Source organism: Streptomyces sp. NPDC042346, from assembly GCF_055581845.1.
Genome location: NZ_JBVJEH010000003.1, coordinates 704,533 through 726,944, shown reverse-complemented (window position 1 = coordinate 726,944; position 22,412 = coordinate 704,533). Strand labels below are relative to the sequence as shown.

Genomic DNA, 22,412 nt, shown 5'->3' with positions numbered 1-22,412 from the left:
GGAGCTCCACTCGTCCTACGGGTGGGCGTCGTCCGTTCCGCCGAGGCGTCCGGTCAGCATTCCCGCGAGGGCCGCCGTGGTGCCGTAGGTCCACAGCAGCGTGGGCGACAGCTTCATCCCGAAGGCCATTTCGAGGCGGTTGCGCAGCTCCAGGCTCATCAGTGAGTCCAACCCAAGTGACTTGAAAGGAGCTTCACGGTCGATGGAGCCCGCCTCGAGCCGCAGTACACGGCCCGCGAGTTCACGGATCTTGCCCTCGACGAGGACGGGCCGCTCCGTGTCGGAGGAGCCGCGCAGCCGGCCGAGGAACTCCTCGGCGCCGCCGCCCGCACCGCTGGCGCCGTCCTTGGCGAGCTCGGCGATGACACGCCAGCTGGGCTGTGCGGCCGTCTCCGGGTACGCGTCGAACCAGTGCCGGGCGTCCAGCGGGACGTACGACACGACCTGCCCCGGGGCGTCCAGGAGGTGGAACAGCGCCTGCCAGCCCTCGGCGGCCGTGAAGCCGGTCATGCCGTGGTCGGCGAGGCGTTCGCCGCGGATCGCCTCGTCGGCGGCGAGGCCGATGTCGGCGAACGGGCCCCATTGGACGGCGAGCGCGGGCCTGCCGCGGTGCCGTCGGGCCTGGGCGAGGGCGTCCATGTAGACGTTGCCGGCCGCGTAGCCCGCCTGTCCGGGGTTGCCGACGAGGCCGGCGACCGAGGAGAAGAGGACGAACAGGTCGAGCGGATCGTCCTCGGTGAGGGCGTCCAGGTGCCGGGCGCCGTCCACCTTGGGGGCGAGGACCTTGTCGAGCCGGGCGCCCGTGAGGTTGGCGAGGACCGCGTCGTCGAGGACACCGGCGGCGTGGAACACGCCTCGCAGCGGGGGCAGTTCGGCCCGTACGCGGGCGAGGACGGCGGCGAGGCCGTCCCGGTCGGCGACGTCCACCGGGAAGGTGGTGACGGTGGCGCCGCGCTCCCGCAGCGCCCCGATCCGGGCCAGGGCCGTGTCGCCGGGTGCGGAGCGCCCGAGGAGCACGAGGCTGCGGGCGCCGTGGTCCACGAGGTGTTCGGCCAGGGAGAGGCCGAGCGCGCCGAGACCGCCGCTGAGGAGGTAGCTCGCGTCGGGGCGCAGCCGCCCCTCGGGGAGCGGTTCCGGTACGACGGCGGTGACCCCGCCGGGCTCGGTGAGGACCAGTTTGCCGGTGTGCTCGCCGCGCGCCATGGTGCGGAGCACCTCGGCGGCCCGGTCGAAGGCGTACGGGGTGACGGGCAGCGGCGGCAGGGTGCCGTCGGTGACCTTCTGCCACACGGCGTCCAGGAGCTTCGCGAAGCGCTCCGGGCGGCGGGTGATGAGCCCCGCGACGTCGACGGCGGCGAAGCTGATGCCCTTGGCGAAGTCGCGGAGGCCGATGGTGCGGGAGGCGTAGATGTCCCGCTTGCCGACCTCGACGAACCGGCCGTCCTCGGCGAGCGCGGCGAGACCGAGGTCGATGGCGGCGCCGGAGAGGGAGTTGAGGACGACGTCCACGCCCCGGCCGCCGGTGACCCAGGCGACGTCCTCGGCCCAGGACAGGTCCCGGGAGTCGAAGACGTGGTCGATGCCGAGGGCGCGCAGTCCGGCGCGCTTGGACTCGGTGCCGGCGGTGGCGATGACGGTGGCGCCGAGCGCCTTCGCGACGCCGACCGCGGCGAGCCCGAGGCCGCCGGCCGCCGAGTGGATCAGTACGGTCTCGCCGGACTCCAGCCGGGCCTGCTCGGCGAGCGCGTACCAGGCGGTGGCGGTGACGAGGGGCAGTCCCGCCGCCTCGGCGTCGGTCAGGGTCTCGGGGACGGGCCTGACGTGCCCGGCGGGCACGGTCAGGTGGGAGGCGACGGCGCCGAAGCCGCAGGCGACGACCCGGTCGCCGACGGCGAGGCCGGTGACGCCGGGGCCGACGGCGGCGACCGTGCCGGCGCACTCGCCGCCGATGAGGCCCGCTCCGGCGGAGGTGTCGGGGTAGGTGCCCATCGCCTTCATCACGTCGATGAAGTTGAGGGCGGCGGCGGTGACCTCGACCTCGACCTGTCCGGCGGCGGGCGCCGTCCTGGCGTGCGGGCGGAAGGCGAGGCCCTCCCAGAGTCCGGTGCCGTCGGGGCTCAGCCGGAACGGCTGGGCGGGACCGGCCCAGGGCGCGGTGACGGTGCCCTCGGTGTCTCCGGTCTCCTCGCCGCGCACGACCCGGCCGACGTGGCGGTCGGTGCCGCGCAGGACGACCTGGTCCTCCGCGTCGGCGACGAGCAGCTGCCGTGCGGCGGTCTCGGCCCAGTCGTCGGCGGTGGTGCGGACGTCGAGGAGGGTGGCGGCGAGCTCGGGGTGCTCGCGGCGCAGGACGCGGCCGAAGCCCCAGTAGAGGGCGGCGCCCGGGTCGGGTGCCGTGTCCTCCGGTACGGACTGGGCGCCGTCGGTGACGACGAACGTCCGGGGCGGCACGGGCAGTGCCGTGACGGCCTTGACCGTGGCGGCGAGGGTGAGCAGGCCGGCGCGCTGGGCGTCGAGGCCCCGGTCGGCGCCGGGCGCGAGGAAGACGAGGCCGGTGGCGCGGTCGCTCTCGCGGAGCGCGGCGGCGAGGGTGTCGGCTTCGGCTCCGTCGGCCTTCAGGACGTCGATGCTGGCGCCCGCGGCGGTGAGCGCGGCGGCGAGCCGGGCTCCCTGCCCCGAGGCGTCGCAGACGACCCAGTGGCCGGGGACGCGGTCGGCGGCGCCGGGGGCTTCGGGAGCCTCCTCGGCGGGCCGGAACGCGAAGCGGTGCAGGCGCGCCGGGTCGACGCCCTCGGCGGTGGCCGTGTCGATGGTCTGGAAGGCGAGGCCGGCCATCCGCAGCAGCGGCCGGGCGTCCTCGTCGTAGCAGACCAGGTCGAAGGTGTCGTCGTCGTTGCGGACGGCGTGCGCCAGGAGCGCGGAGACGTGGGCCTCGCGCGGCAGGGCGTAGTCGACGCGCCGGACGGCGGTGGGGACGACGGTGGCGTCGCCGGGCAGCAGGGCCAGGGTGACCTGGAGCGCCGCGTCCCACAGGGCGGGGTGCAGCTCGCCCGGGCGGACCCCGGCGAGGCAGCGGTCCGGCAGCCGTACCTCGGCGAGCGCCTCGCGTTCGGCGACGCTCAGCGTGCGCAGGCCCTGGAACGCGGGACCGTAGTTGAGGCCCCGCTCGCCGCAGGACGCGTAGAAGGCGTCCGGTGCGACGTCCCGGGCGTCCGCCGGGGTGCCGGGGAAGGCGGGCAGGTCGGGGGCGGTGTCGCCGCCGACGCGGGCGGTGGCGTGCCGGGTCCAGCCGTCGGACCCGGAGGCGAGCGAGCTGAGGGTGAAGCCCGCCGACGCGGCCCCGTCCTCGCGCCAGACGGCGCCGATGCGGACCGGCTCGTCGGTGAGGGTGAGGTCGCTGCGGAACCGGACGGAGTGCAGGGCGCCGGGGTTCTCGCCGGTACGGGCCCGGGCGGCGGCGACGGCGAGCGCCAGCATGGCGGCGCCGGGCAGCACGACGGCGTCGTACACCTGGTGGTCGCGCAGCCACGGCAGGTCGTTCAGGGACAGCTCGGTGCGGCCCTCGTGGACGTCCTGCTCGGTGGTGGCCGGTGAGAACTCGAAGGCGAGGCCGCCGGGTCCCGCGGTACGGCGGACGGCGTCCGGCAGCCAGAAGCGGGAGCGCTGCCAGGGGTAGGCGGGCACGGGGGCGCCCGCCCGGGCGGGCAGCCCGCCGAAGGGCGCGAGGCCCTGGACGTACGCGCGGGCGAGCGCCTGCGTGAAGTCGCCGAGGGAGCCCTCCTGGCGGCGCAGGCTGCCGAGGACGGCCACCGGCTCCTGCCGGGTGGCGGCCAGCTGCTCCACGGCCGGGGAGAGCACCGGGTGGGGGCTGATCTCGACGACGTGGGTGACGCCGGCGTCGAGGAGCTTGCCCATGGCGTCCGCGAAGAGCACGGGCTGCCGCAGGTTCGACGCCCAGTAGGCGGGGTCGAGGGAGTCGCCGTCGAGCTCGCGGCCGACGACGGTCGACATCAGGGGGACGGCGCCGCGCCGGGGGCGGATCGGCGCGAGTGCCTCGATCAGCTCGTCGGTGAGCTCGTCCATGTGGTGGCAGTGCGAGGCGTAGTCCACGTTGACCAGGCGGCAGAAGGTGCCGTCGGCCTCCAGGAGTTCGCGGAGCATGAGGACGGAGTCGGTGTCGCCGGACAGCACGCAGGACGAGGGTCCGTTGTTGACGGCGAGCGAGACGGTGTCCTCGAAGCCGTCGAGCGCCTTGAGGGCGCCCTCGACGTCGAGGTCGACGGCGAGCATCCGGCCGCGGCCCGCGGTGCGCTTGGCGAGCGCGCTGCGCAGGGCGATGATGCGCGCCCCGTCCTCGTACGAGAGGTGGCCCGCGATGGTGGCGGCGGTCACCTCGCCCTGGCTGTGTCCGACGACGACGTCGGGCTCGACGCCGGCGGCCCGCCACAGCGCGGCGATGCCGATGGACATGGCCCAGAGGGTGGGCTGCACCTGGTCGTTGTGCTGGAGCCACTCGTCGCCGGCGGCGCCGGAGAGGACGGCCTCCAGGTCCCAGGCGATGTACGGGCGCAGGGCCTCGGCGCAGCGCCGTACGGTCTCGGCGAAGACCGGCGACCGCCGGTACAGGTCCTGGCCCATGCCGGCCCACTGGGAGCCCTGGCCGGGCAGGACGAAGGCGACCTTGCCGCGCTCCTTGGCGCGCCCGGTGAAGGTGCCGGGCAGCTCGGCCTCCGGCTGCTCGGTGAACGCCCGGAGCCGGTCGAGGAGTTCGCTCGCGTCCTCGGCGACGACGGCCGTGCGGGCGGCGAAGTGGTCGCGCTCCCGGCCGAGGGTCGCGGCGAGGCGGACGACCTCGGCGGCCGCGCCGGGCGCGGCCGGGTCCTCGGGCAGGGCGGCGAGGAGGTCGGCGGCCCGCTGCCGCAGGGCCGCGTCGCTGTGTCCGGTGAGCGGCAGGAGCAGCGGGCCGGGGTCGGCGGGCTCCGGCTCGTGGGCGGCGGGCTCCGGGGGCGTGCGGAGGACGACGTGGGCGTTGGTGCCGCCCCAGCCGAAGGAGTTGACGCCCGCGAACCAGGTGCCGTCGGCGGGGAGTTCGGCGGCCTCGTTGGCGACCGCGAGGTTCAGCTCGCCGAAGGGGATGTTCGGGTTGAGCTCCTCGGCGTGGAGGGTGCGCGGGATCGTGCGGTGCTTGAGGGCGAGGACGGTCTTGACGATGCCGGCGAGCCCGGCCGCCGCCTCCAGGTGGCCGATGTTCGACTTGGCGGAGCCGATGAGGAGGGGGCCTGCCTCGGCGCCGCGGGCGGTGCCGAGCGCGGTGCCGAGGGCCTCGGCCTCGATCGGGTCGCCGCGCAGGGTGCCGGTGCCGTGCGCCTCGACGTAGCGGAGGCGGTCGGGGTGGACGCCCGCGTCGGCGTAGACCCGGCGGAGCAGTTCGGTCTGGGCCTCGACGTTCGGGGAGACGAGGCTGTGGCCGCCGCCGTCGTTGTTGACGGCGCTGTTGACGATGACGCCGTGGATCCGGTCGCCGTCCGCGAGGGCGGTGTCGAGCCGCTTGAGGTAGAGGCTGATGGCGCCCTCGCCGCGGACGAAGCCGTTGGCCTGGGCGGAGAACGCCCGGCAGTGGCCGTCCGGCGAGAGGCCGCCGAAGTGGGTGAGGCCGATGGAGTTGTCGGGCATCAGGATCAGGTTGACGCCGCCGACGAGGGCGCCTTCGAGGTCGCCGGAGCGCAGGGCGGCGACGGCGAGGTCCAGGGCGACGAGACCGGAGGAGCAGCCCGTCTGGACGACGAGGCTGGGGCCGCTCAGGCCGAGGAAGTACGAGAGGCGGGCGGCGACGATGTCGAGGCCGTTGCCGACGGCGCTGTGCTGGGTGGTCCGGACCCCGCGCTCCTTGCGGGCCAGCTCGTAGTCGTGCCAGAGGGCGCCGACGTAGACGCCGGTACGGGTGCCGCGGACCCGGGAGGCGGGGATGCCCGCGTCCTCCAGGGTCTGCCAGCCGACCTCCAGCATGAGGCGCTGCTGCGGGTCGAGCTCCTCGGCCTCGCGCGGGGAGATGCCGAAGAACCCGGGGTCGAACTGGTCGACGTCGTCGACGAGTCCGGCGATGCCGGGGATCTTCTTGACGGGGTCGAGCTGGGCGGAGGTGTCCCAGCGCTCGGGCGGTACGGGGCGTACCGCCTCCTCCCCCGCCAGCAGGAGCTGCCAGTAGCGGTCGACGTCGGGGGCGCCGGGGAACCGGCCGGCCATGCCGACGATCGCGATGTCCCGCGCGGGGTCGACGTTCCCGTCGCCGTTCCCGTCGCTGTTCTGTGGCAGGTCGGTCACGTCAGTCACGGCTCGCCTCCTGGAGGATCGGGCTCGCGGACGCGGGGGCGGGCGCCGGGGCGTTCCGGGCGGCGGCGAGGTCGACGGGGTCGATGTCGTGCCGGGCGTTGATGACCTTGTTGAAGATCCGGTACTTGCCGGGGAGCGAGTTGAGCAGCCGGAAGCGGAGGCGGCGGAGCCGGATGCCGCGCGGGTCGCCGATGGCGAGGAGGCGCTCCTGCATCCGCTGGAAGCCGGTGACGTGGATCTTGTGGGCGCGGCGCTTGGCGACGAAGTCGGCGAGCTCGGCCTTGGTGACGACCCGGTCCTGACCGCCCTTGGCGAGCGACGCGGCGATCACCGGGACGATGGTGATGGCGTCCTGCATCGCGAGGTTGACGCCCTGGCCGAGGATGGGGGTCGCGGTGTGCGAGGCGTCGCCGATGAGCAGCAGGCCGTCGCGGGCCCACTCCTCCAGCTCGGCGGTGAAGATCTCCAGGAAGCCGGTGTCGTCCCAGGTGTGCAGGTGCTCGTCGACGAGCGGGGCGAGCTGCGGGGAGATCGCCATGATGCCGCGCTTGAAGGACTCGAAGCCGGCGGCCCGCAGGTCGCCGAGACCGCGCTTGGGCAGGTTGTGCCCGATGCGCAGGGAGTCGGGGAAGGTCGGCAGGACCACCAGGTGGCGGTCGCCCTCGATGACGAGCTGGGCCTCGCTGCCCCACTCGGGCGGGCGGGGCACGAGGAAGGAGAGGAAGTCGCGGGCCATCGGCTGGACGTCGGCGACGAGACCGGACGCCTTGCGGACCTTGGAGAAGCGGCCGTCGGCGCCGATCACGATGCGGGAGCGGACGGAGACCTTCTCGCCGCGCCGGGTCAGGACGGCACCGCGGACGGTGCCGGCCTCCTCGATGAGGGTGGCGAAGGACCAGCCGGAGAGGTAGGTGTGGCCGGGCAGTTCGGCGGTGTGCCGGTTGAAGATGCGGATCAGCGCGGGCTGCGGGATGTCGATGGGCAGCGGCAGGCCGTCGAACTTGGAGTAGTCGACGCGCAGGACGGGTCGCTGCTCGGCGATCGTGGTGACGGCGGTGGTCTCCAGGAAGCCGTGCTCGCGCAGGGCCGGGCCGAAGCCCAGCTGGTTGAGCGAGGCCACCGACGGCGCGGCGATCGTCTCGCCGCGGAAGCTGCGCTCCAGGCTGGTCTGCTTCTCCACGAGGACGGTACGGATGCCTCGGCGGGCCAGCAGGCAGGCGAGCAGGGAGCCGGCCGGGCCTCCTCCGACGATCAGTACGTCGGTCTCGTCCGGTATTCCGGCGGAGCTGTCCCGGCGGTCGGATTCGGTCATGCCAACTCCCAGTTGTCCAGGCGGTTCTTGATGCCCGCGAGGATTTCGGCGGCCATCGCGCCGTCGAGCACGCGGTGGTCGAAGACGAGCGAGAGGGTGAAGACGGGGGCGACGGCGACGGCGCCGTCGCGCACCACGGGGGCGTCGGCGATGTGGCCGACGCCCAGGCCGAGCGTTCCGGTGATGAGCGGCAGGATCGCGCCGACCTGCTCGTGGCCGATGGAGGTCACGGCGAAGGTGCCCTGGAGGGCGGCCCGGCGGACCGGGTTGCGCATCATCGTCCGGTAGACGGCGCGGAAGGCCGGCAGGGGCAGGCGCTGGAGCCGCTTGATGTTCGCGAAGGGGCCCTGGTCGTCGACGTCGGCCGTCTTGTAGTGGTCGATGCCGGACTGGACGGCGGTCACGTCGAGGGCCTGGACGTCCCGCACGATGCCGGAGACGACGCACCGCTGGCCGTCGACGGTCTTGTCGAAGAGGACCTTGGCGTGGACCTCGGGCGAGGTGGTCAGCTTCGGCGAGCGGCCGCCGAGGAGGACGGCGCGGGCGTCCGGGTAGTCGGCGAGGACGTCGGCGGTGGCCTTGACGACGTAGCTGACGTAGCTGACCGGGGTGGCGGCGCGGTTCCGGGCGGCGCGCAGCGCGGTGGCGTCGACCTCGGTCATCAGATAGACGTGCGAGGTGCGCCGGGCGTCTTCGAGGAAGACGTACGTCTGCTTGCGGGCGGCGGGGAGCGGCGAGGTGACGGCGCTCATGCCCGGGCTCCGGCGGCGGCCCGGGTGTCGGCGACGAGGGACGCCAGGTCGGCGAGGGTCTCGGCGGCGGTGAACCGGTCGTAGTCGAGCGGGGCGCCGAGTTCGCGCTCCAGGTAGACGAGGATCCGCAGTTCGTTGACCGAGTCCCAGCCCTCGACGGACTGGAGCGGGGCGTCGAGGGCGAGGGTGTCCTCGTCGACGTCGAGCAGCTGCGCGACGGCCTCGACGACGGTCGCCACGGCGGCGTCCAGCTGGTCGGAGGTCGTGTCGTCGGTGTTCGCCTCAGGGGGCATGGAACTTCCCTTCGCCGGTGCCGACCGCCACCCAGTCGGGCAGTTCGGCGAGTTGAGTGAGGTCGTGGCGGAAGTCGCCGTCCTGCCCGGTGAATCCGAGGGCGGGGTAGAAGTCCGCGAAGCGGCCGTTCTTGGCCGTGGGCACGTGCCGGCCGCGGACGCCGGGGGCCCCGGCGTCGCGTGCGGCGCGGAGCACCAGGCCGACGACGGTCTGCTCGATGGAGCGGGAGAAGACCCGGCAGGACAGGACGAAGTTCTCGATCGTCCAGTCGCCGTCGGTCTCCGGTACGAGGGCCAGGGCGCCGACGAGTCCGTTGTCGCCGAAGGCGTCGGTGGCGCGGACGCCGAAGAAGGCGGCCCGGCCGGTCTCGACGCGCCGGGCGACGTCGTCGGCGCCGTAGCGGATGCCGGTCAGGTTGAACTGGTTGGTCTTGCCGAAGAGCTGGGTGATGCGGCCGCCGTTGAGCGCCCCGTACTCCTCGACGGTGATCTCGGTGGCCAGCTCACGGAGGTAGTCCTCGACGCTGACGGCGGTCTGCCGCAGCTCGTCGCGCTGGGCGCGGGCCCGGTAGAGGGAGCCGCGGACGCGGTCCTCGTCGGTGAGGGCGAACTGGTTGAACAGGCCGGCGCGGGCGACGGCGGAGGCGTACCCCGCGGGGTCGTCCGGCAGGGCGACGACCGCGACCTCGGGGCGCTGGGCCTCCATGAGGCCGCGTTCGGCCGGGTTGTCGTCGACGAACACCATCGCGTCGCTGCCGATGTTGAGTTCGGCGGCGAGCGACGCGATGTTGCCGGGCTTCGGGTCCCAGTTGGCGCGGAAGGCGGAGAAGTCGTCCGGGCCGAGGACCATGTCGGGGTGGGTGGCCACGGCCTCCCGCGCGACGGCGTCGTCGTTCTTCGAGCAGACCGTGAGCAGGACGCCCTGCCGGGACAGGTCCTTGGCGAGGGACTGGAGTTCGGCGTGGGCGGAGCCCGGGAAGGAGCCGCCGATCTTCAGGGCGGGGATCCCGTCGTCGCCGACGACGCCGCCCCACAGGGTGTGGTCGAGGTCGAGGACGAGGCACTTCCTGGCGCGGCCGAGGCGGGCCAGGACGACCCGGGCGACCTCGTGGGCGTACGCGTCGAGGAACTCCTCGCTCCAGGCGTGGCCCGCGATGTGCCGCATCCGGTCGGTGGCGGCGAGCGAGCCCGCGCGCTCCGCGATGCCGTCCGTGGCGAGCACCACGACGTTGGCCCGGCCGGCGAGGTCGAGGATGCCGGCGTTCATCCGGTGCCAGGCCGCTTCGACGCGGGCCTTGGTGGCGTAGTCGACGTACCGGTCGCGGCGCAGCGCCGACAGCGGCAGCGTGTTGAGTACGGCGACGCCGCCGGGCGCGCCCTCGAAGGCCGTCAGCCAGGCGTCGAGCTCGGCGGGGAGCGCGGCGCACCGGGCCTCCACCTCGGCGGCGTCCAGCGGGTCGGCGACCTTCTCGAAGACGGCGGTGTCGTCGAGGAGGCAGGCGGTGACGGCGGGGGCGGGCTCCTTGAGGTTGGGGGCGCCGGAGAGGATCTCGAACCGCCACTGGTTGAAGCCGGTGGCGGCGGTCTCGGGCTGGACGCCCTCGGCGAGGAGCGCGGCGGTCAGCAGGTGGGGCAGCGCGTCCACGGTGGCGCTCGCCAGCAGCCCGAGGGCCACGGGCGTGTACCGGCCGGTGGAGGCGAGCGCGGCCCGGACGGCCTTGCCGCCGAGGAGCAGTCCGGCGGCCTCGCGGTCGAGGGCGTCGTCGAGGGAGCGGAGGAGCCCGGGGACCCGGTCGGCGGAGTCCGCGATGCCGGCGCGCTTGAGGGCGCGGAGTGCGGTGAGGGCGTCGCCGGACATCACCGGGCTCCGTTCTGGTGGCGCAGTGCGAGGCCCGAGGTGATCCACTTCGAGGACTCGACGTTGGCGACGAGGAGCCGTCCTTCGACGCCGAGGCCGGAGCGGATGCGCCGCATCGCCCGGTTGAGCTGGATGAAGGGGACGGCGTTGCCGTTGTTGCCGGTGTCGGCGACGCAGTTGACGGCCTGCTCGGGGCGGACGCCGAGGCGCTTGCGGATGGAGTCCGTCATCACGCCGTTGAGCTGCGGGAGGAGGACGTGCTCGACCTCGTCGAGCTGCCAGCCGGTCTCGGCGGTGAGCTCCTTGAAGATGGACTCGGCGTGCTCGGGCACGTGGTGCTCGATCGCCTTGTAGTCCTCCTCGCCCCAGGACTCGCGGTGCGGTCCTTCGGGCCCGTCGAGGAGCGGGGCGCCCTCGACGCCGAACCAGCGGGCGATCTGCGCGGGCTTGCGCCCCATGCCGGTGGTCCGCAGGAAGAGGTGCTCGACGAGGAGGCCGGGGCCGTCCGGGTCGGCGTCGACGACGGCCGCGCCGGCGCCGTCGCCGAAGAGCGCGAAGTTGATGAGCTCGGCCGGCGACATGGCCTCGATCTGCCCGCTGGAGGGGAAGAAGTTGAGGCAGGTGTCGGCGCCGATGACGAGGCCGCGGCGGAGTCCGGAGGCGAGGAGCGCCCGGGCCGTGTAGAGGCCGGTGAGGGCTCCGGCGCAGCCCGACATGAGCTGGAAGGTGGGGACGTCGTTGAGCCCGATGCGGTCGGCGACCAGGTTGACGGTGGCCGGCATCAGGTGGTCGGGGGACGCGGTCGTCAGGACGAGGAAGTCGAGGGACGCGACGTCCACGTCGGCGTCCGCGAGGGCCGCGGTGGCCGCGGCGACGGCGAGGTCGCCGGTGCTCTTGGGTACGGAGGGTGGGGAGTCGGCCGCGCAGAAGTAGCGGGTCCGGTTCCCCGTCATCATGTCCAGCCACTTCTCGTGCAGGCCGAACCGCTCGGCCATGTCCCGATTGGTGACGGGATCGCCCGGCAGCACTTCGCTGAATCCGGTGAGCCTCATGCCGTCGCTCCAGTCAATGTGGTGTTGACCAGGTCGAGCAGCGCGCGCGGCGTCTCCGCCGAGGCCACCCCGTCCCGGTCCAGTTCGACGCCGTACTCGCGTTGGATACGGCCGGTGGTCTGGAGCAGCGCCAGCGAGTCGTACCCCAGATCCTGGAAGACGACGTCGAGGCTGCCGGTGTCGAGGACTCCCGGCGACTCCCGGTCCTGGAACTCGAGAAGGATCTCGCCCAGCTCCCGCAGGGTGAGTTGTGCCATCGTCAATTACCCCTTCACCACGGCAGATTCATCCGCTCCGGCGCGTCGGGGGCGGGGCAGCGGGCTTGTGGCCGGCTGCCCCGACCCGGGCGCCTGCGGTGTGAAACCCCCTCGGATCCCGAGGAGGCCCCACCGGCTCGTCCACCTTGACTGGGGTGACTCGATGGCCCCTTGAGTGCAGGTAGATCCAGGTCAGGCGGGCCTGGACCGCTTGATGGCGGCCAGGATCTGGCGGTTGAGCGCGGTGCTGGCCCGGGTGTCGGGCCGGCCGGAGCGGCGGGTGTCCTGGAGGGCGACGGCGGCGACGTGACCTCCGGGAACGGGGCAGGTGGCGAACCGCCAGGTGTGGTCCTCGACGAGGGTGCCGTCGGCGCGTTCGAGCCGCGCACGCCCCGCCACGGCCCCTTCGCCGGCCCCGTAACCGGCCCACTGGCCGGACCCTTCGCCGGGCCCCTCCCCCGCCCTCTCCCCGCCTTCCATGCGGAAGCCGAACTCGGTGAAGGGGAAGCGCAGTCCCTGCCCGAGCGCCTTGCTGTAGGCCTCCTTCAGCGTCCAGAGGCCGAGGAGCTGCCCGTTGCGCTCCGCCTCGGGGGCGCGGGCGATCCTCCGGCGTTCCGGTTCGGTGCACATCAGCCGTTCGACGTCCTGGCCGCTGAGCCGGCGGGTGGCCGGTTCGGTGTCGATGCCGACGACGCCGAGGGAGGTGATGCCGCAGAGGAGCAGGTCGGCGGTGTGGCTGAGGCTCACGTCGATCTGGTCGTAGCCGCGGAGGTGGACGCGGCCGTTGAGCCCGTACCGCAGCTCCAGGGAGTACGGTTCCGTGCCCAGGGCGACGGCTGCGGTGTGCCGGATGAGCATGCGGGTGGCGAAGAATCGTTCCCTCAGGTGGGTGCCGGCGAGCTTGCTGTACCGCTCCCAGTCCCGGCCGAGGAGCTCCCTGCGCTCCTCCTCCGGCGGCAGCTGGGTGCGCCACTCGCCGAGCGAGGCGTGCACCATGCCGAAGCCGGTGCCCTCCAGGTCGCGCAGCAGGTTCCCCCAGGGCCCGGCCGGACCGCCGACGCGGCTCGGCGCGGGCGGGAAGTCGCGGTCGACGACGGCCGTGCTCGTCCCCCGTGTGCTCATCCCGCGAGTCCGGTACGGAACAGGTCGAGGCTCTGCGGTACGCGCACCCGCGCCAGGACCTCCTCGCAGAGGCGGGTCTCGATCTCGCGGGGCAGCGGCGGTACGGACCGCCCGACCCGGCGCAGCAGCCGGTGCAGGGCGAGGACGAGCCAGGTGGGTTCGTCGAGGAACTCGTCGGGGCCGACGCCGGCGTTGAGCCAGACCCCGACACAGGCGGAGGCGGCGAGCAGCAGCGCGTACCGCTCGCTGAGGGGGAAGGTCCGCGTGTCGAAGAGCAGCCCGTCCTCGTCGCCGGCGAGCCCGGCGGCCTCGCGCCGGATCTCGGCGGCCTCCGCGCACAGGCCGGCCACGAGACCGGTGAGCAGTTCGCCGTGCGGGTGGCCGGTGAGCGCGTCGGGCAACCGGCGGGCGGCGTGCCCGAGGTAGTCGAGGAGCCCGTCGCCGCCGCCGAAGCCGGAGAGCCGCTCGCCGTCGAGCGGCGGCAGCGGCGCCTCCAGGCGGAACAGCTCGGCGGGGGTCGCGGCGGCCTCCGGGTCGACGACCGCGAGCGCCGGCAGGTAGGGGGCGATCACGGACTGGCAGATGGCGCTGCTGACGTGCCCGAAGGTGATGGTGGACAGGTCGCGCAGCTGCTTGCGGAAGACGGCGTCGTGCCCGCTCTCCGCGTGGAAGGCGTCGCCCATCACCGCCGACAGGTCGTAGAGCGCCTCGCCGACGATCTTCGGGACGATGTACTTGGTGACCGCGGCCAGCACGTCGCACTGCTCGGGCAGCAGATGGGTGGAGCGGCCCGCCGTCAGGGACAGGCAGTCCGCGATCAGCAGGTCCGCGAACGTACCGGCGAGCGCGGAGCGCGCCGAGGCGTCGCCCACCACGCCCTGGGTGCCGAGGTCGCGCTCCTGGGCGGCGCGCACGGCGGCCCGCAGCGCGGTGTCGGCGAGGCCGATGGCCATGGAGGGGAAGGCCGCGTGCACGGCCGGGTAGGCGCGCAGGCTGAGCGCCACCCCGTCGCCCCAGGTGCCGACGAGGGACTCGCCGGGCAGCGGGCAGTTCACGAACTCGAGACCGGCGGCCTGGAGTCCGCGGACCCCGGTCGTACGGTGCCGGGGCAGCGCGCGGACGTGCGCGGGCGGTACGGACGCCGGGTCGAACATCAGGATCGAGTAGTCGGTGGCGCCGTCCCCGGTCGAGACGAAGCCGACGATCAGCTCGGCGTTGTGGGCGTTGTTGATGGCACCCTTGCGGCCGTTCAGCCGCAGCATGCCGTCCTCGGCCCAGGCGGCGGTGAACTCCTGGGCGTGGAACTCGCTCTCGTGCTCGAAGCGCTGGCAGGCCACGCCCACCGTGCCGCCGCGCAGGATGACGTTGGCCATCCGGGAACGCTGGCGCGCGTCGCCGTTCAGCCACACCATCTGCGCGCCCAGGAACGGCGTGAAGCCGTGGCTGAAGGCGAGGGCCGGGTCGCGGCGGAAGAACGGCCGCATGAGCAGGCCGAGGAGGTCGACGCCGGCCATCCGGCCGCCGAGTTCCACCGGCACCGTCTCGGCCGGCATGCCGAGGCTCTGGAACCGCCGTACGCCGATGACGGAGCTCTCCCCCGCGTCGTCGGCGGCGAGGACGGCGGCGAGGCCGACGGGGTTGTCGGGGCTCCACGGGTCGCCGAGACCGTCTTCGATCTCGGCCACCCGGGCGCGGGTGCGCGTCAGCCGGTCGGGCTGCCACTGCGGATCGGCGCCTAGCGCGGCGGCGATCAGTTCATCGGGTTCGTACATGGTCACCCCAGGGCGTCAGAGGGGGCATCAAAGGACAATCCCTCGCACCCTGTCGACAGACGCTGGAGACAGCCTTGACCGGGAGTCGACCCGGACGAGGTCAGCGCGCCGGCGAACCCGCTCGGCGTACCCCGTCGACCAGCCAGCGATGCACGGACCCGCCGCGCGGTGACGTCCCCCCGGTCGGACCGAAGGCATGGAACACGGAGCTCTCCAGGGTCAGTTTGAGCAGGGCCAGGTCCTGCGGCGCGGTGAGCGGGTCGTCGGGGGCGTGGCCGACCCACACCGTCCCGCGGATCTCGTACAGCTGCTCCGGGAGGAGCGCCAGTCCGCCCATGAGGTACGGGAGTTGCTCGCCGCCGGCCGCCCCGGTCGCGTCCACCAGCGCGTCGACCGTCACCGGCGGAAGTGCCAGCATCCGGTCGGGCTCCTCGAAGAGCCGGGAGACCGGGGCGCCGACGAGATGGACGGAGGCGATCCGGCGGTCGGTCGCGGCGGCGGCCAGCGCGGGGCGTCCGCCGAGGTCGAAGCCGATGACGCGGGTCCGCCGGGTGTCCGTGGTGCGGACGTGGCGGTCGATCAGCCGGGAGACGGAGGCCGCGGTGCACTCGGCGCACGGCACGGGCCGGGGCAGGTGCAGGGCGACCACCGCGTGGCCGTGGGCCACGAGCCGGCCGAGGAGCCGGGCGCACTCCGGGCCGCCGCCCAGGGCCCCGCCGACGACGACCACGAGCGGGCGTGCGGGATCGAGTCCACCGCTCCACCAGACCGGGTCCCGACCGCTCGCGGGCACCGCCCCCCGACGGGCGTCGCGCAGAGCCATCCCTCACTCCTCTCGGCGGCCACGGCCTGTCCTGAAGGTGTCCGGCGGCTCACGGCAGGACGACCCCTGAGGGGCATGCTGACACCGCCCGCTCGAATCTCGTCGGAGCCCTCGGTCACTCCTGCTGAAGCGGCGCCGATTCGCCGCCGTTCCACCGGCGTTCGAGCGGGACGTGAGCGGCCGGGACGACGCTCCGGGGACGGCGGCGGCCCGAGGGACCCCCCGGCCCCGGCCGCCGCCCACGAACGGAGGACGAGCGGTGGACGGAGTACCGAACCGCGCCCTGGGACACCTCGTACGGGTGGCCCTGGGCTGCTACCGGGCCCTGGTGGCCTTCGGATCGTGCTGGCTGCCGCTCCCCGAGGACCAGGTGCGGCGGATCGTGTACGGGGAGGTCGAGGAACCCGGCCCGGAGGCCGCGGGAACCACGCCCCCGGACGCCACCACGCCCGCACCCGGACCCGGGCCCGCACCCCTGCCCGCACCCGGACCGGCGTCCTGGCCCGCCCGCAGGCCCGCCCGCTGGACCTCGCCCGTCCCCTTGCCCGCGTCCCGGACGCCCGGCCCGCCGCCCGGACACCCGGAGCGGCTCCGCTTCGACGTGCCGCTCAGCGAGCTTGAGGCCCGGCTGGCCCGGGAGTTGCGGGGCGTGTGACGCGACCACCCCGGCGGACCCGGCCTCGCCCGCGCCCCGGTCAGGCGCTGCGCCGGGCCTCCATGGCGGAGCGCCGCTCGGCCGCCGACGGCTCGGGGCAGCACTCCGCCGCTCCGGGATCCTCCGTCAGGAGGGCTAAACCGTCCTTCACGGCGGCCGCGTCGGCCGGGACGGCGACGAGGAGCCGGAAGGTGGCGCCCTCGGGGTCCACGCCGCTGCGCAGCCGGCCGCCCACGGCGGCGGCCCGCGCCGCCAGGTTGGTCAGTCCGGTGCCGGTGCTGTCGGAGGCGACGAGGCCCCGCTGCCCCACCCCGTCGTTGACGATCTCCAGCCGGATGAATCCCTTCCGCTCGGGATCCACGCTGGTCGTGATGGTGCAGGTACGGGGCTGGCTGTGGCGCAGGACGTTGGTGACGCCCTCCCGCAGCACGGTCGCCAGGATCGTGTTCGCGATCGACGAGAGCCCGGTGCAGTCCACCTCGATCTCGGACCTGATGCCGGCCGCCTTCAGCACCGAGCCGGCGGACTCGGCCTCGACGAGGAGGGACATGTCCCGGTAGCCGCGCGCCACTTCGCGGACGTCGGCCAGGGCCTGCCGGGAGATGACGAGGACCTCGGTGACCTCCTCGCAGGCGCGCTGCGGGTTGCTGATGATCAGCCGCTGGATCAGCTCGTTCTTCAGCGTGATGGACGAGAGGCTGTAGCCGAGCAGGTCGTGCAGGTCCCGGGCGAACCGGAGCCGCTCCCTGGCGACGGCCATGCGGGCGAGCTCTCCGCGCGAGTCGTGGATGGCGGTGGCCAGCATCGCGAGCCGGGCCATCGAGTACAGGACCAGGCCGGTGAGGGCGGTCGAGACGCCCATGTAGGCGATGTCGACGGGGCGCAGCTGCTCGGTCGCCGAGATCGCCATCACGCCGGCCACGGTGAGCCCGTAGAGCACCCAGCCCAGGACCGGCGACAGTCGGAGGAGGAACGATCCGGCAAGGAAGCCGGCCATGCCTCCCCAGTGCCATCCGAAGAGGGCGAACGGCACGAAGGTGACCAGCGCCTGGAGGATCAGGGACCACGGGTGCAGCCGCTGCCTGAGGCGCGTGAGGTGCGGTGCGAAGTGCACGTACTGGAGAGCCGCGAGCACCGGCGGAATGGTGAGACACGCGGTCAGCTCCGACCTCCCCGGCTCGGCTTCGAGGACGTTGACGGCCTGCATCAGCAAGTAGCCGAGGAATACCACCGCGACCAGGACGTTGGCGATGCCCGGCGCGGGTGCGGCTGAACTGATGGCCGACAACTCCCTTTTGCCGCCGGACCGTTCCGTGACACCCGGCCGAAGCGAGGTGAGTCTGAGGCGAGAGGTGCCTTGTGCTGTCATCGGATCCAGCCCCCTGTCGGCCCCTCCCCCGGGGCCACCCATGGCCGGATCATAACCACACGGATCCGGTCCATGTCGCTCTGTGGCCGGATTATGGTCGCCCGCCTGCCCGTATAGCGGACTGATCGACCGACTGGGGCTTTTATCCCCGTGGTGAAAATCTCATGCCAGTGAGGGTGAAGTGATCACTTGTGGAGAAGTCGCGAAGTTTCGTCTACTCCTATCGAGCCTCACGGCCTCACCAACCGCTGACATCACGGGAGTTGCCATGAACAAGTCTGTCATCACGGCCCTGGAGATCGGCTCGATCGAGCAGGAGCTGGCCTTCGCCGAGCTCATGCTCCACACCTTCGTGGACCCGGCCTTCGCCGCCCGCTACGCCAGCGACCCGGACGCCGTGCTGAAGGAGTCCGGCATCGCCCTCGACGAGGGCGTCAGCGCCCCGGCCATCCCGGCCACCACCGGGCTCGGCGCCGTCGTGGAGGAGTACGCCGCGATAAACCCCGACGGCACCACCCTGCTGACGCTCTGCATCCGCGCGCTGCCCGCCGCCGCCCTGGCGCCGCTGTCCCCGGCCGGCCACTGAATCCGTACGTCCGACACGTAGGGGGAGGGGCACACGCATGCGCATGGGGTTCAAGGAACATCTGCGGGCCGAGGTCGTGCCCGGCGAAGCGACGTACGTCATCTCCGAACGGGGCATCACCGCCTTCGACGACGCGCGGGTCGCGGTCGTCGCACCGCTCCTCGACGGCACCAGGGACTTCCGGTCCCTCGTCGCCGACGCCTCTCCCCACTGCTCGCCCCGGGACGTCGCCCTGGCGATCGGCCGTCTCAACGAGGCCGATCTCCTGAACCGCGACCCGGCGCCGGCGACCCCCACGGCGGCGGCCGCCGCCGCGTACTGGGAACTGGCGGGCGCTCCCGGCCCGTTATCCCTCTCGACCGTACGGGTCCGGGCGGTCGGCGGCGCCGACGCCCGGTCCGCCGAGCAGGCCTGCACCGCGTCGGGCCTGCTGGTGCGGGACAGCGGCGACGACCCCTCCGCCGCCCCCGCCGAGCTCACCCTGGTCGTCTGCGACAACTACCTCGACCCCGAGCTCGCCGAGGTCGACGCGGAACAGCGCGCCGCGGGCACGCCCTGGCTGCTCGCGAAGCCGCACGGCACCACCCCCTGGATCGGGCCGCTGTTCCGGCCCGGCGAAGGCCCCTGCTGGCACTGCCTGTCCCACCGGCTCTCGGGCCACCGGGGCGCCGAGACGCATCTGCGCCGCGCCCTGGGCCGCCCGGTCGCGCATCCGCCGGCCGAGACGCCCGCGAGCCTCCTCCTCGGCAACCAGCTCGCCGTCGCGGAGTGCGTCAAGTGGCTGGGCGGGCACCGCCACCCCGGCCAGGACGGCGTCCTCACCTTCGACACCTTCAGCCTCACGACCCGGGTGCACCCGCTGCGGGCCCGCGCGCAGTGCGCCGGGTGCGGCGACCCCGGCCTGGTCGCGCGGCAGGTCCTCGCCCCCGTCACCGTGCGCTCCCGCCCCAAGGCCGACCTCACCGGCTCGGGCCACCGCTCCGCCACCGCCGAACAGACCCTCCGGCGGTACGAGCACCTCATCAGCCCCATCACCGGCGTCGTCAAGGCCGTGCAGCGCGACACCCGCGGCCCCGCCGGGCTCAACTCCTTCCGCGCCGGCCACAACCACGCCCGGGGACCGCGCGGCCTGACCGGCCCCGCCTCCGAGCTGCGCAGCGAGAGCGGCGGCAAGGGCATGACCGAGCTCGACGCCCGGGTCGGCGCCCTGTGCGAGTCCCTGGAGCGGCACTCCGGGATGTACGAGGGCGACGAGCCGACCGTACGGGCGAGCTGGCGCGAGGTCGCGGACCGGGCCGTCCACCCCGCCGACTGCCTGCTGTACGACCCCCGCCAGGGCATGGAGCCCTTCGACGACGACGCGCCCGTCGACTGGACCCCGGTCTGGTCGCTGACCCGCGGCGAGCACCGGCTGCTGCCCACCGCGCTGCTCTACTTCGACGCCCCGCGCACCCCGGGCCTCGGCCACGTCCGGGCCGACTCCAACGGCAACGCCGCCGGCAGCAGCCCGGAGGACGCGATCGTCCAGGGATTCCTGGAACTGGTCGAGCGGGACGCGGTCGCCCTCTGGTGGTACAACCGCACCCGGCACGCAGCCGTCGACCTCGACGCCTTCGACGAGCCCTGGATCGGCCGGATGCGGGAGCTGCACGCCTCGCTCGGCCGCGAGGTGTGGGTCCTCGACGTGACCGCCGACTTCGGGATCCCGACCTTCGCCGCCGTCACCCGGCGCACCGACAAGCCCGCCGAGGACATGCTCTTCGGCTTCGGCGCGCACTTCGACCCGAAGGTCGCGCTGTGCCGCGCGCTCGCCGAGGCCAACCAGATGATGCCGGCCGTCGCCGAGGTCCGGGCCGACGGCACCGGATACGGCTGCCGGGACGAGCGGCTGCTGCGCTGGTGGCGGACGGCCACCGCGGCGGCCCACCCCTACCTGCTGCCGGATCCGGAGGCCCCGCTGCGCGGCCCCGCGGACTTCGCGTACACGCCGCGCACCGACCTCCGCGACGACATCGCCGCGGTCGGGGCGGCGGTGCGCGAACGCGGCCTGGAGCTCCTCGTCCTCGACCAGACCCGCCCCGACGTCGGGCTGCCGGTGGTCAAGGTGATCGTGCCGGGCATGCGCCACTTCTGGGACCGCTTCGCCCCCGGGCGTCTCTTCGACGTGCCGGTGAGCCTCGGCAGGCTGGCCGCGCCGACCGCGTACGAGGAACTCAACCCGGTCCCGCTGTTCCTCTGACCTCCCCTTGACCTGCGCTTGACTCCCCTCTGACGCCCCTCTGACCTCCCGCTTACTCGCGTCCGAGAGGGCTACTCCCCAGTACTTCCTGAAGATCTCGTGAACGCACGACGACGACGGAGGCGGCTGTTCCACGGCCGCCTCCGTCGTCGTACGATTTCGGCCTCCCCACCCCGCGCGGGGATCGAAAATAGCCAGTACGCTCCATCCGCGCCGTGCGAGTACGCACGGAGTCGACGGAGTCCGCGGGGGTGGAACGAAGCTTGATCAGAATCCTGATCGCCGAAGACATGCGCATGCTGCGCCGTGCTCTGGTGGAACTGATTTCCCTGGAGCCCGACATCGAGGTGGTCGCCGAACTGGAGACCGGCACCGAGATCGTGCCGCGCGTCGAGGAGTTGCAGCCCGACGTGGCCGTTCTCGACATCGAGCTGCCCGGTGTCGACGGCATCGCGGCGGCCGAGGCCCTGCACCGGCGGGGGGCCGGGGCCAAGGTGCTGATCCTCACCAGCCTGGGCAGGCCCGGCAATCTGCGCCGGGCGCTCGACGCGCAGGTGTGCGGCTTCCTCCTGAAGGACGCGGAGCCCGGCCGGCTCGCCGAGGCGATCCGCGCCATCGCCAAGGGCGAGCGCGTCTTCGACCCGCAGCTGATGCTCGCCGCGCTGGGGGCCGCCGAGTCCCCGCTGACGCCGCGCGAGGCGGACGTCCTGCGGCTCGCGGCCGAGGGAGACGACGTCGACGAGATCGCCGGCGCGCTCTACCTCTCGGCCGGCACCGTCCGGAACTACCTCACCGCCGTCGTCTACAAGCTCGGCGCGCGCAACCGGGTGGACGCCATCCGGATCGCGCAGACCTCCGGCTGGCTGTGAGCCCCTCGCCGGGGCCGTGAGCTCCTTGCCGGGGCTGCGAGCTCCTCGCCGGGGCCGTGAGCCGGGACGGTGAGCTCCTCGCCGGGACGGTGAGCCCCTCGCCGGGGCCGCGAGCCCCTCGCCGGGCCGTGAGCCCGGACCGTGAATTCGTCATGGTGTGGCCGGGCACGGTTCATCCTTGGCCTGTTTCCGTCTCACTGGTCCACCGGCACACGCGCGTGCGACGGTGGAGCCCACGACCAGGAGGAGGCACCGATGAGGATCGACATGCTGGGCCCGTTCTCCGCTGCCATCGCCGGCGTGCCGATCACCCCGAGCGCGCGCAAGCCCCGCCGGATCCTGGCGCTGCTCGCCCTCCACGCCGGCCAGGCCGTCCCGGTCTCCGCCGTCGTCGACGAGGTGTGGGGGGCGGCCGCCGCCCCCAAGGCGCACATCACGGTCCAGACGTACGTGCTCCAGCTCCGCAACTTCATCGGCCAGGCCCTCAAGGACCCGCGCGCCGCCCGGGACGTCCTCGTGACCCGCCCCGGCAGCTACGCCCTGCTGGTCGGTGAGGGCACGGTGGACGTCCACACCTACGACCGGCTGTGCGCCCAGGGGCAGTCGGCCTTCGAGACCGGCGACGACGCGGCCGCGGCCGCCCTGTTCCGGGAGGCCCTCGCCCTGTGGAAGGGGCGCGCGCTCGACGGCGTCCAGGACGGTCCCGCCCTCGGCCTCGAAGCGATGAGGCTGGAGCAGAGCCGTAGCGACGTACTGGAGCGGTGCCTGACCGCCGAGGTGCGGCTCGGCGCCGGGGAGCGGCTGCTGCCCGAGCTGTCCGCCCTCGTCGAGGAGCACCCGCACCACGAGGCGCTGCACGGTCTGTTGATGACCGCGCTCGCGCGCTCCGGCCGCGTCGCCGGCGCGCTCACCGTGTACGAGACGGTCGCGGCCCGCCTCGACGAGCGCTTCGGGCTGCTTCCCTCGCCCGACCTCCGGCGCCTCGGACAGGAGCTGCGGGAGCGGGCCGGGCAGGCCTCCCACCACGCCTGACGTCCGGACTCCAGCGTCCCCCTAACGAGGCTGGACCGCCTGGGGGTCCCCTGGTCGCAAGAGCGTGCGCGAAGGTGCGCACGGCGCGGCC

16 protein-coding genes are annotated in these 22,412 nt (G+C 73.7%); 5 read left to right on the top strand and 11 right to left on the bottom strand.

All coding sequences use genetic code 11. The features are described 5' to 3' along the window. Positions 1-15: 15 nt before the first annotated feature. From ACZ6K0_RS17000 to ACZ6K0_RS16955, 10 genes are all read right to left on the bottom strand, one after another. A complete protein-coding gene (locus ACZ6K0_RS17000) occupies positions 16-6,330 on the bottom strand; it encodes an SDR family NAD(P)-dependent oxidoreductase (RefSeq protein WP_469228499.1) in 6,315 nt (2,104 codons plus the stop codon). Beyond that, positions 6,323-7,642, bottom strand: a complete 1,320-nt coding sequence (locus ACZ6K0_RS16995) for an FAD-dependent oxidoreductase (RefSeq protein WP_469228500.1) — start codon at positions 7,640-7,642, stop codon at positions 6,323-6,325. Before ACZ6K0_RS16995 ends, ACZ6K0_RS17000 begins: the two co-directional genes overlap by 8 nt. Then, positions 7,639-8,394, bottom strand: coding sequence for a 2-oxo acid dehydrogenase subunit E2 (locus ACZ6K0_RS16990; RefSeq protein WP_469228502.1), 756 nt, complete (start codon positions 8,392-8,394; stop codon positions 7,639-7,641). Before ACZ6K0_RS16990 ends, ACZ6K0_RS16995 begins: the two co-directional genes overlap by 4 nt. Continuing rightward, a complete protein-coding gene (locus ACZ6K0_RS16985; RefSeq protein ID WP_376404695.1) occupies positions 8,391-8,687 on the bottom strand; it encodes an acyl carrier protein in 297 nt (98 codons plus the stop codon). The genes ACZ6K0_RS16990 and ACZ6K0_RS16985 overlap by 4 nt, the downstream gene beginning before the upstream one ends. Then, positions 8,677-10,545, bottom strand: coding sequence for an HAD-IIIC family phosphatase (locus ACZ6K0_RS16980; RefSeq protein WP_469228504.1), 1,869 nt, complete (start codon positions 10,543-10,545; stop codon positions 8,677-8,679). The genes ACZ6K0_RS16985 and ACZ6K0_RS16980 overlap by 11 nt, the downstream gene beginning before the upstream one ends. Next, positions 10,545-11,597: a 3-oxoacyl-ACP synthase III family protein gene (locus tag ACZ6K0_RS16975; protein ID WP_376404699.1), complete on the bottom strand. Its 1,053-nt coding sequence runs from the start codon at positions 11,595-11,597 to the stop codon at positions 10,545-10,547. Before ACZ6K0_RS16975 ends, ACZ6K0_RS16980 begins: the two co-directional genes overlap by 1 nt. Continuing rightward, positions 11,594-11,854 carry an acyl carrier protein gene (locus tag ACZ6K0_RS16970; RefSeq protein ID WP_024758534.1) on the bottom strand — a complete coding sequence of 87 codons (261 nt, stop codon included), beginning with the start codon at positions 11,852-11,854 and terminating at the stop codon, positions 11,594-11,596. Before ACZ6K0_RS16970 ends, ACZ6K0_RS16975 begins: the two co-directional genes overlap by 4 nt. Positions 11,855-12,046: 192 nt before the next feature. Further along, positions 12,047-12,976 carry a 4'-phosphopantetheinyl transferase family protein gene (locus tag ACZ6K0_RS16965; RefSeq protein WP_469228506.1) on the bottom strand — a complete coding sequence of 310 codons (930 nt, stop codon included), beginning with the start codon at positions 12,974-12,976 and terminating at the stop codon, positions 12,047-12,049. Further along, positions 12,973-14,748, bottom strand: a complete 1,776-nt coding sequence (locus ACZ6K0_RS16960) for an acyl-CoA dehydrogenase family protein (RefSeq protein ID WP_376404704.1) — start codon at positions 14,746-14,748, stop codon at positions 12,973-12,975. The genes ACZ6K0_RS16965 and ACZ6K0_RS16960 overlap by 4 nt, the downstream gene beginning before the upstream one ends. Positions 14,749-14,848: 100 nt before the next feature. After that, positions 14,849-15,571, bottom strand: a complete 723-nt coding sequence (locus ACZ6K0_RS16955; RefSeq protein WP_376404706.1) for an alpha/beta fold hydrolase — start codon at positions 15,569-15,571, stop codon at positions 14,849-14,851. A gap of 259 nt (positions 15,572-15,830) precedes the next feature. On the opposite strand from ACZ6K0_RS16955, the gene ACZ6K0_RS16950 reads away from it, so the two are divergent. Next, positions 15,831-16,226, top strand: coding sequence for a DUF6059 family protein (locus tag ACZ6K0_RS16950; RefSeq protein ID WP_469228509.1), 396 nt, complete (start codon positions 15,831-15,833; stop codon positions 16,224-16,226). A 40-nt stretch (positions 16,227-16,266) separates the two neighbouring features. Here ACZ6K0_RS16950 and ACZ6K0_RS16945 read toward each other — a convergent pair whose 3' ends face one another. After that, positions 16,267-17,514, bottom strand: a complete 1,248-nt coding sequence (locus ACZ6K0_RS16945; RefSeq protein ID WP_376404710.1) for a histidine kinase — start codon at positions 17,512-17,514, stop codon at positions 16,267-16,269. A gap of 349 nt (positions 17,515-17,863) precedes the next feature. Here ACZ6K0_RS16945 and ACZ6K0_RS16940 point away from each other — a divergent pair, with 349 nt between their 5' ends. The 4 genes from ACZ6K0_RS16940 to ACZ6K0_RS16925 all read left to right on the top strand — a co-directional run bounded on the left by ACZ6K0_RS16940 (position 17,864) and on the right by ACZ6K0_RS16925 (position 22,321). After that, complete coding sequence (locus ACZ6K0_RS16940) at positions 17,864-18,181, top strand: hypothetical protein (protein WP_376404712.1); 318 nt, start codon at positions 17,864-17,866, stop codon at positions 18,179-18,181. Between the two features lie 43 nt (positions 18,182-18,224). Further along, positions 18,225-20,420 (top strand): TOMM precursor leader peptide-binding protein, encoded by a 2,196-nt coding sequence (locus ACZ6K0_RS16935; protein WP_469228511.1) that lies wholly within the window; start codon positions 18,225-18,227, stop codon positions 20,418-20,420. Between the two features lie 263 nt (positions 20,421-20,683). Continuing rightward, positions 20,684-21,289, top strand: coding sequence for a response regulator transcription factor (locus tag ACZ6K0_RS16930; protein WP_376404716.1), 606 nt, complete (start codon positions 20,684-20,686; stop codon positions 21,287-21,289). A gap of 255 nt (positions 21,290-21,544) precedes the next feature. Beyond that, entirely contained in the window at positions 21,545-22,321 is a 777-nt protein-coding gene (locus ACZ6K0_RS16925; RefSeq protein WP_376404718.1) for an AfsR/SARP family transcriptional regulator, read from the top strand. Positions 22,322-22,412 lie beyond the last annotated feature (91 nt).

Excerpts from the sequence above, each read along its gene's own strand:
- ACZ6K0_RS16995 (WP_469228500.1), bottom strand. The coding sequence starts at position 7,642 with ATGACCGAATCCGACCGCCGGGACAGCTCCGCCGGAATACCGGACGAG.
- ACZ6K0_RS16990 (WP_469228502.1), bottom strand. The coding sequence starts at position 8,394 with ATGAGCGCCGTCACCTCGCCGCTCCCCGCCGCCCGCAAGCAGACGTAC.
- ACZ6K0_RS16985 (WP_376404695.1), bottom strand. The coding sequence starts at position 8,687 with ATGCCCCCTGAGGCGAACACCGACGACACGACCTCCGACCAGCTGGAC.
- ACZ6K0_RS16980 (WP_469228504.1), bottom strand. The coding sequence starts at position 10,545 with ATGTCCGGCGACGCCCTCACCGCACTCCGCGCCCTCAAGCGCGCCGGC.
- ACZ6K0_RS16975 (WP_376404699.1), bottom strand. The coding sequence starts at position 11,597 with ATGAGGCTCACCGGATTCAGCGAAGTGCTGCCGGGCGATCCCGTCACC.
- ACZ6K0_RS16970 (WP_024758534.1), bottom strand. The coding sequence starts at position 11,854 with ATGGCACAACTCACCCTGCGGGAGCTGGGCGAGATCCTTCTCGAGTTC.
- ACZ6K0_RS16965 (WP_469228506.1), bottom strand. The coding sequence starts at position 12,976 with ATGAGCACACGGGGGACGAGCACGGCCGTCGTCGACCGCGACTTCCCG.
- ACZ6K0_RS16960 (WP_376404704.1), bottom strand. The coding sequence starts at position 14,748 with ATGTACGAACCCGATGAACTGATCGCCGCCGCGCTAGGCGCCGATCCG.
- ACZ6K0_RS16955 (WP_376404706.1), bottom strand. The coding sequence starts at position 15,571 with ATGGCTCTGCGCGACGCCCGTCGGGGGGCGGTGCCCGCGAGCGGTCGG.
- ACZ6K0_RS16940 (WP_376404712.1), top strand. The coding sequence starts at position 17,864 with ATGAACAAGTCTGTCATCACGGCCCTGGAGATCGGCTCGATCGAGCAG.
- ACZ6K0_RS16935 (WP_469228511.1), top strand. The coding sequence starts at position 18,225 with ATGGGGTTCAAGGAACATCTGCGGGCCGAGGTCGTGCCCGGCGAAGCG.
- ACZ6K0_RS16925 (WP_376404718.1), top strand. The coding sequence starts at position 21,545 with ATGAGGATCGACATGCTGGGCCCGTTCTCCGCTGCCATCGCCGGCGTG.